Raw genomic sequence first — 883 nt, 5'->3', positions numbered from 1 at the left:
CATTGGATTGGTGTTCACCCCGGTACATTTCGGAAATGGTTGCATCAGGGTACCGTTCCTTCGCAAACCTTCCAGGATCAGGCGGAACAGTTTTTCCGTATTCCAAAATCCATTTTGTTTGCTGATGCCATGCTGAAAAAGTAAAAATGTCCGTAAAAGAGAAATGGTTGTAATTTTCATGAAAGTCTTTGAAAGGAACGCATTACCATCTTTCATCCGCTGAGACTTTCACATCATGTAATTCACAGAATATAAAAATGCAAAAAAGCACAGTCTGCCGATTCCTCGGCGCACTGTGCTTTTTAGATAACAGACCTTTAAATACTTCTTGCTTATATTTTGTCAGCTTTTTAAGAATGAATGCTTGCCGTTTCAGTTGAACGTTTGGCTTCTTCCTTGATGGACTTTAGCTTTTTCATCATCGGATTACCTCCACGTCCAAAGTAGTCGTGAAGACGGCTGTATTCCTCGTACAGCTTATCATACACGGCCGCGTTCTCAGGGATCGGCTTGAAGCTCTCGTCCCGTACACGCGCCATATGACGCGCTGCTACGACGATATCGTCGTACCCTCCAGCTTCAGCTCCCGCAGCCACTGCTGCGAACATGGCTGCACCCAACGCAGGAGTTTGAGTAGAAGCAGCGACCTTAATTTCCCGTCCGGTTACGTCAGCATAAATTTGCATCAAAAGACGATTTTTCTGCGGCAATCCACCGCACGTATACAATACGTCTACTGGCACGCCGTTATGATGGAATGCATCGATAATTTTACGTGTTCCGAACGCAGTTGCTTCCAGCAATGTACGATACACTTCCTCTGGCTTCGTCAGCAACGTATATCCGACAATCAGCCCCGTCAGGTTGGTGTCAACCAACAAAG

General features: G+C 45.8%; 1 protein-coding gene and 1 pseudogene. One reads left to right on the top strand and one right to left on the bottom strand.

Annotation, left to right across the window (positions count from 1 at the left end; genetic code table 11):
* Positions 1-144: pseudogene (locus GRP75_RS28240) on the top strand (XRE family transcriptional regulator); the annotation flags it as partial.
* A gap of 206 nt (positions 145-350) precedes the next feature.
* On the opposite strand, the gene GRP75_RS28235 reads toward GRP75_RS28240, so the two are convergent.
* Positions 351-883 (bottom strand): FGGY-family carbohydrate kinase (locus tag GRP75_RS28235; RefSeq protein WP_272917257.1); only part of this gene is annotated, 533 nt, incomplete at its 5' end.

Origin of the sequence: Paenibacillus sp. OT2-17 (genome assembly GCF_009827695.1) — a bacterium.
In the GTDB taxonomy this organism is placed as follows: domain Bacteria; phylum Bacillota; class Bacilli; order Paenibacillales; family Paenibacillaceae; genus Paenibacillus; species Paenibacillus polymyxa_B.
Note: the sequence above shows the minus strand (reverse complement) of the source record. Positions and strands in the feature narration are given on the sequence as shown.